Below are 7,787 nucleotides of genomic sequence, written 5' to 3'. Positions count from 1 at the left end.
ATATGACTGGCACGAGGTTTATTTGTCATGCTCAAAAATAGGTGTTTTAGATATAAATGTTAAAAAGGCTCTAAGCCAAGTAATTTAGCATGTTTCAAATACATCATACCCCAACACTTGACAAAGAGCCTTTTAACACAAAACCCAGGTTTTTCAAGCCTGGGTTTTGTAGTTTCATAAGCCATCATTTTTTCTTAGTCTGACAGCTTTTTTTACTGAGTATAACTTTTAATCAACATAACTAGCAAAATCTACAGGAACTGTAATATAGTATCCTACCTTCAATTCATGAACAATGTATAAGGTTGTTTCATTTCCATCAGCATCTTTAATATACTCAGTTACTAATACTTTATCTGCGTATGCTCTTGTAGGTACCTGAGTTCTCTTGAATTGAGGAGCTAACCTTTCAGCACTTACAGCTGAACCATTAAGTTTAACTGTAAACGCATCAGCAAACGCCTGATCTCCATCTGTATTTGCAGATCTAAATCCTTTAATTTCAAGCTCAGGAAGTTTCTGAGTATCTACAACTGTAAATACAGCGCGACCTTTCACAGTCTTATTTTTATCAATAATTTCAACTGTATACTGACCATTTTCAAGCTTTTCGATCTTTGTACCTATTGCACTTCCTGTCGCTGCAGTCCATGTTGCATTTTCGATCTTTGTACTTATTGCACTTCCTGTCGCTGCAGTCCATGTTGCATTATATGTTGCATTATAGATTGAATTATCATCTGTTATTGCTTCAGGTGCCTTATCCTTAAGTTCTTTACCCTTATTATCTTTTATAGTTACATTGTATTCAGATAAATCTTCAGGACCTACCTTTACACCATTCTTGGCATAACCCATTAACTGAATACTAAATTTCTTATTTGCATCTTCTGGAGCCTTTACAACTGTATCAATCTTACCATCTTTATATGCACCACTAATTTCGACCTTCCAAGTTACTGCCTCACTGTTAGGTGCCTTAACATCAAATGTTACTTGAGCAGTGATTGTAGGATATGCAGCATCATAAACTAAATATTGATATCTACCTTCTGCTTCACCTTTAGGATCAAATGTGTAGCTATTACCACCAATAACCTTTTCTTCTTTTCCATCACGGTCTATTGCTTTTTGAGATAAAGCTCTAATCCTTAAATCAGGCTCATATTCAAAATCATAACCATATTGATCTTTTAAATAAGCATTTACAGTAACTTTATCTGACCATGAAGGATGCTCATCATAATTTGATAATGAATATACAGCATCTTCTACAACCATTCTAGCCGCTTTTCTCTTGGCACTTACAGTAACTTCAAAGGATCCAACATACTTATTATCATATTCAACAGTCACTCTTACTTTTCCTTCTTTAACAGGAACTAAATATCCTGTCTCATCCACGAAGAGAACTGATGAATCTGAAGATGTTAACTTAATTAAATTGTCATCATGACTACTTATTTTGCTTCCATCAGATAACTCAATTTTTACATTTAATACACGATCGTTATCTTCTGCAGCAATAAAGTGATTAACTTTATCATATTTAGGAGTCTCACCATGCTTAACAATAGTCCATGCTAATATACCCTTAGGAAGTACATCAGCTTCTTCTACGCCAACGATGGCTTGAGTATCTGTATAAACTATCTCTTGACCATCTACCCATTCGTAAGTATGATAAGTAGCTTTAACAGTAGTTACATCACCTTTATTAAAGATAGTTAACTCATCATTATATAAAGATGTTAATTCATTAGAGGATTCAAAAGTCACTCTAACACCTAAATTATTAACATCAACAGGCTGGTTAATAATTACGCCATTTTCATTAATAAGATTGTATTTAATGCGAGTAGGCTCAAATACCGTAACTTTTGATGTTGTAATATCAATACCTTTGACATCTTCTGGATTTGCTGTAGCTGCTATAAAGCTAACAGGCTCCATATCAGTATAAGTAACTTTATATGTTACTTTAGGAACAAAAGTATCATAAATTTCAACTGTTGCGGTCATACCATCATCTGATATTTTAACAGACTTAATTTCTTGTTCTTTGACAGCAACATCACCAATCATATAGTGAACATAGATATTATTCTTTACTTCTTCTTCAGTCATAGGTGAAGTAAATAATACGTTTACTTTAGACAAATCATATTGCTTAGCCTCTACCATGGAAGCAGCTACTGTTACCTCTACACTGTCAGTAGCCAATACATAATCTTTGTAAGCCTCGTTGTCTGATAACCAGTACTCATATTTCTCTTTGGACTGGAATGAACGAGCAGTGATAGTATATTTACCAGCCTTAGTAGCCTTGAATACGCCTTTGTCATCGATTGTAGCAGTATCTGAAGGCTCTACTGTCCATCTGGTGATGGCAGAAGTCTTCTTTGTGCTTCCTGAAACGGTTACAAAGCTTCTGTTGAAGTCATATTCCTGACCAACTTCAAGCTTACCCTCAGGAGGGTTAGAGATCTTAACTTCTTTGATGTTGTCTCTTACGGTTACTTTTGCGGAAAGCTTAGCAACTTCCTCACCGTCTTTGTCGGTGATATAAACAGTAACTTTTGTTTTGCCAACGCCGGTTGCAGTAACTACACCCTTGTTGTCAACAACTACAACATCTTCGTCAGCAGATTCCCAATCATATTTCCAACCTTTTTGTTTGTTGGAGATGTTGAAGTCATACTCGTTCTTGCCTTCTACATCAAGATGCAGATACTTGCTTGTAGCATTGAGTTTCGGCTTCTTAGCAGCGAAAGCTCCTGCAGCAGGATACAGTACTGAAAGTACCATTGCTACAGCAAGAACGAAAGACAACTTCTTAAAGAACTTTGTCTTCATATTCTTACTTCCTCCTTAAAATATATGATTTTGATATTATATTTTTGCGTTGCCTTACTGATTCACAAAGTCTACAACCCACGTAAATTCAGCAAAGTAACGCATCAATATAATCATTCCAACAACAAGATGATTATAACAATAAAGGTATTAAAGGTCAAGTCTTTTCTCTCTGATATTGGATATTTTACCAGTTTAACCCGGTCCCTTTACCGTTATAATCCGAGTCAGATGATTATATTGTAGTCAAATCGACTTCAGGGATTACCCCTCTTTACATTCCCCTTAAGGCATATCCCAAAGCAGTTTAGAATAGGATGTGACTTTATCTGCCGGCACGGGATTTACCATAAGGTTCCTGCGCTCTTGACTATGTCTATATAATGCACTGTGTATGTGTCAAATTTATGTCAGGCATTTGTCATAATTAGATTATTTTTAAAATATTCTCCACCTGGGCTTTCATTTCGCCCACTTTACACACCCTTGTATGCCTTATCTTCGCGTTATTCAGCTCTTCCACGGCACCCGGTATAGGCACTTTAGAAACTTCTCTAAGCAGTTTGGCCTGTTCATAATCATCCTCAGGTATGTTTTCTATTCCTAAAGCTTCCAGCACACTTTCAGAAAACTTATAAGGGCTGGCTGTAGACACTATTACCGTCATTGCCGGGTCTATGTCATTTTTAAAATATTTTTCATACACGGCCGCAGCCACAGCCGTATGTGTATCCATAACATAACCTGTTTCTTTATATACTTCATAAATTGCCTTTTTAGTTTCCTCAATTGTTGCATAACCACCGCAGAAATCCTTCAGATTAGTTCTCATATCGGTTGATATTTCATATCTTCCGCCGTTATTCAGTGCCTGCATCAATTCTGCGGTCTTTTGTGTATCCTCGCCTGATATATGATAAATCAAGCGTTCCAAATTACTTGAAACCAAAATGTCCATTGAAGGCGAAATTGTCAGGAAGAATTCCCTGTTTCGGTCATATACTCCCGTACTGAAAAAGTCATAAAGTACTTTGTTGTCATTGGAAGCACAAATCAGTTTATCTATAGGAAGGCCCATTTTTTTTGCATAATAAGCCGCAAGGATATTTCCGAAATTCCCCGTAGGAACAACAAAATTGATCTTTTCCCCGCTTTTTAATTCATTTCTTTTGTAAATTTCCATATAAGCATAAATGTAATACACGATCTGAGGAACCAAACGGCCTATATTAATGGAATTGGCCGATGAGAAACGGTAACCCGCCTTCTCCATTTTTTCTTTTAAATCGGTGTCGTTAAATATCTTTTTTACCCCTGTCTGTGCATCGTCAAAATTACCCTTTATACCTATAACATAGGTATTGTCGCCTTTTTGTGTGACCATTTGCTTTTCCTGTACCCTGCTTACACCGTCCTTGGGATAAAAAACAATAATCTTTGTCCCTTTAACATCGGCAAAACCGGCCAAAGCAGCTTTACCCGTATCCCCTGATGTTGCCGTAAGGATTACAATATCATCATTTATATTATTCTTCCTGGCTGCTTTTGTGAGCAAGTGAGGTAATATTGAAAGGGCCATGTCCTTAAATGCTATTGTCGCACCATGAAAGAGTTCAAGATAGTTCATTTTGCCTACCTTTTTAAGCGGGGCTATTTCCGGCGTATCAAATTTATCGTCATACGCCTTATTTATGCAATCCTTTAATTCCTCTTCGCTGTAATCGGTTAAGAATTTACTTAAGACTTCATAAGCAAGTTCACGATAATTCATCCCTGCCAACTCTTCGACAGACTTTGATAATTGTGGTATTGTTTCAGGAACAAACAAGCCTCCGTCCGGTGACAATCCCTGAAGAATTGCCTGGGATGCGGTTACTTTTATACTTTTGTTTCTTGTACTGTGATACATCAGATTCATAATCCAAAGTCCCCTTTATTGATGATTTATTGCTTTAAGACGGATAGATTTGCCTGCCCCGGCAAATAAAACCGCCATTTTAATTAAAATTATTATCACTTAAAAATTTTCGATTATTAGTACAATATAATTACCGTATACAGTTAAATTAATAAGACCTTTTAAAAAGATAATTATTCAATAAGTAAGATTACAATAGCAACACATTATAAATTTAAAAATATTCTTTCTTTTTTTAGTTCAAGAAAAGTTCTGTATTTTAGGGATTGTAATATCCCACCTTATAAGCCCGGTCAGTTAATCTGTCTTTTAGAAACGAAAATAATCCGCCCTTTTAGGGCGGATTATATCATATCTTGTTTTCAGTTTCCAGTACTGTAATTATTTTTTAATTTACTATAACCTTAAATTGCTTCTCAAGCTATTTGTAAAATTCATGAGAGCCGTGCTTAAAGAGCCACTTTAAATTATTGTCAAACCATTTTATGCTGCTTTTTTTGGCAAGTTTTCTTGACATAAAATATAAAGCACCCTGAGAATAATCTTCACCGTTTAAAGCTCTTTGAACGGCTTCTTTTGTTTCTTTTGAAACTTTAACTTTCCAATACCTTTTATCCGCGACGGGAGAAAACTGATAATCATCTCCTACCTTTTGGAATATTACTTCTTTTATCGTATCGGGGAAATTTTCGTCTGCCAAACGGTTTAAAACGACATTGGCGACCAGTATTTTGCCGATAATGTCTTCACCGGTTGCTTCGGCTTCGACTATTCTTTCAAGCATTGTCACCTCTTCCTCAGTAACCGAGATTGCAGGTGTATTTATGTCTGTTTCAACCGAAAAGCTTTCGATGGTCTGCTCATCTTCCGGGTTTAAAATTTCATGGTTTTTCATGTGATTAAGCAGACGGTCATATTCTTCATCATTCATAGCTAAACCAAGAAGCCAGTTGGTATCGTCCGATAAAACCTTTGTGTATTTCTCTTCATTTTTTTGTCTGTAACTTTGATGGTATTTTTGCAGGTAATCGGTTCTGTATTCTACCCGGTAATTATCCTCCTCTAAAATTATAGTTTCATTTGAATTAATAAATTCAATTGCTTGATTTTCTTCATTGGAAGATGCTTTAACACCGTCTGCCCTGGATTTGATGTTATATAAAGCATCAGATCCGATAACCAGCAAAAGGACTGACAAAGCATAAGCTGCAAATACCATGTATATGCCATGAGCATTTTCTCGCAGCTTTTTCCTTTGAAGAAATGTATTTATGATAGTCATAACAGTTATCCTCTTTCTCCTTTATCTTATTATTACCATAAATTGGCATTATCTCTAATGCTAAGCTGCATTATATGTTTGATAAAATTCAGTGTCAATAAGAAATCGAAAATTTCGTTAGTTACTACTATATAGTGCTTACATATTTTGTATATAATAGTTATTTTGAACAACTTTCTATTTTATTTCAATTTATTATTTATTAACTTTTAACAAGTAATTTTTAACAAATTATTAAAAATATATTAAATATTTTATGTAAATACGTGGAAAATTATTCATATTCTACCGAAATAGTACAAAAATTAAGTATATTTTTTACATTCTACACAAATAGAAAATGTACCAATTGCGATAATTAATTCAATCTGTTATATTTATATTAGAACTACCATTTTCAGTCACGGAGGTTTGGATGTTACCCGGAGTCTACTGTACCAGAAAGAAAAACCATGAATTGTACTACAGGGCTTCCATTACCCATATGGGAAAACACATAAGTCTGGGGAGTTTTCCTTCTGAAAACGATGCCCATGAAGCATATCTGTTGGCCCGGGAAGTTTTATCCGATTCAAGCAAATGGCATATAGAAGATTACCCAAAAAACTGCCATCTTTCCTTTGAAAAATGGGTTGTATTGATAAATTTAAGGGATAACGGAATTTACTTTAAAAATCCCATATATTTAAAAAAACATTATTTTCTTTATTATATTGATCATGATTTGGTGTTAAAATTTGATGTCGATGATTTATTCTACTATGCGAGACATAAGATTTTAAAACGGGGAGGCCGATTGTTTGTCTCCGAATACGGGATGCAGACAGGACTGCTTAACCGCTATGGTATCAAAAACTATGCTGTTTCGGGAAAAGATTTTCTGTTTATAAACGGTGACAATACCGACTTTCGCTATTCAAATATTGAAATTATCAACCGATATCACGGTGTATCAAAGTGTTTCAATAAAAATAAGCCTCTTTACCAGGCTAAAATTAATATAAACGGATATTATATAATAGGAAGATATTCTACAGAAGAAGAAGCGGCTATTGCCTATAATAAAGCGGTAAATATATTAAAAAACAAGGGATTAAACAAGAATTACCCTCAAAATTATATTGAGGGCATGGACGAGATAACTTACGCTGCCACATACCAGCGCATAAGAATATCAAGAAAAATTTTGGAATTACAGATTTAATACCTAGATAAGAGCTGGAAACGGTTTTTTATTTACTTTTAATTATTTACGTGCTAGAATATTTACAATGAGTAGCACAGATGGTCGCGCCTTTTATAAGGTGAGGAAAGTCCGGGCTTCATAGGGCAGGGTGCCGGATAACGTCCGGTGGAGGCGACTCCAAGGCTAGTGCAACAGAAATAAACCGCCGAGGCATTTTGCATCGGTAAGGATGGAAAGGTGGTTTAAGAGACCACCGCCCTTCCGGTAACGGAAGGGGCAGATGTAAACCCCACCCGAAGCAAGGCCTAACAGAAAGCGATACGGTGGCCCGCCGTGCTTTCGGGTTGGCCGCGCGGCAACAGGCGAAAGCGGTTGCCGGAGCTGTATGGCGACATACAGTCCAGACAGATGACCATCCGCGACAGAACCCGGCTTACAGTGCTACTCATATTATTGTGCTTTAAAGCTTTTTGCTTTAAGGCATTTTTTATATTTTTAAGGTTTTTTTTATTTAATGATACTAAATAATTTAGATAAAAATATAA

The 7,787-nt window shown here is 35.6% G+C and carries 4 protein-coding genes and 1 other RNA gene; 2 read left to right on the top strand and 3 right to left on the bottom strand.

Annotation, left to right across the window (positions count from 1 at the left end):
- Positions 1-228 precede the first annotated feature (228 nt).
- From HHT355_RS00770 to HHT355_RS00760, 3 genes are all read right to left on the bottom strand, one after another.
- The gene (locus HHT355_RS00770) at positions 229-2,856 is read right to left on the bottom strand and encodes an Ig-like domain-containing protein (RefSeq protein WP_103201555.1); all 2,628 of its coding nucleotides are present in this window, start codon (positions 2,854-2,856) and stop codon (positions 229-231) included.
- Between the two features lie 427 nt (positions 2,857-3,283).
- Positions 3,284-4,774, bottom strand: coding sequence for a threonine synthase (gene thrC, locus HHT355_RS00765; RefSeq protein WP_103201554.1), 1,491 nt, complete (start codon positions 4,772-4,774; stop codon positions 3,284-3,286).
- Positions 4,775-5,195: 421 nt separating this feature from the next.
- Positions 5,196-6,056 (bottom strand): cell wall hydrolase, encoded by an 861-nt coding sequence (locus HHT355_RS00760; protein WP_103201553.1) that lies wholly within the window; start codon positions 6,054-6,056, stop codon positions 5,196-5,198.
- A 415-nt stretch (positions 6,057-6,471) separates the two neighbouring features.
- Here HHT355_RS00760 and HHT355_RS00755 point away from each other — a divergent pair, with 415 nt between their 5' ends.
- Both HHT355_RS00755 and rnpB read left to right on the top strand, forming a co-directional pair.
- Positions 6,472-7,260 carry a hypothetical protein gene (locus tag HHT355_RS00755; RefSeq protein ID WP_103201552.1) on the top strand — a complete coding sequence of 263 codons (789 nt, stop codon included), beginning with the start codon at positions 6,472-6,474 and terminating at the stop codon, positions 7,258-7,260.
- 68 nt (positions 7,261-7,328) lie between these two features.
- Positions 7,329-7,694: RNase P RNA component class A (rnpB, locus tag HHT355_RS00750), an RNA gene on the top strand.
- The last annotated feature ends 93 nt before the right edge of the window (positions 7,695-7,787 follow it).

This window comes from Herbinix hemicellulosilytica (genome assembly GCF_002904165.1).
In the GTDB taxonomy this organism is placed as follows: domain Bacteria; phylum Bacillota; class Clostridia; order Lachnospirales; family Lachnospiraceae; genus Mobilitalea; species Mobilitalea hemicellulosilytica.
This window is presented reverse-complemented; position numbering and strand designations above follow the sequence as displayed.

What these genes read in the sequence shown, in the direction of transcription:
- HHT355_RS00755 (WP_103201552.1), top strand. Translation starts at nt 6,472, where the DNA reads ATGTTACCCGGAGTCTACTGTACCAGAAAGAAAAACCATGAATTGTAC.
- HHT355_RS00770 (WP_103201555.1), bottom strand. Translation starts at nt 2,856, where the DNA reads ATGAAGACAAAGTTCTTTAAGAAGTTGTCTTTCGTTCTTGCTGTAGCA.
- HHT355_RS00760 (WP_103201553.1), bottom strand. Translation starts at nt 6,056, where the DNA reads ATGACTATCATAAATACATTTCTTCAAAGGAAAAAGCTGCGAGAAAAT.
- thrC (WP_103201554.1), bottom strand. Translation starts at nt 4,774, where the DNA reads ATGAATCTGATGTATCACAGTACAAGAAACAAAAGTATAAAAGTAACC.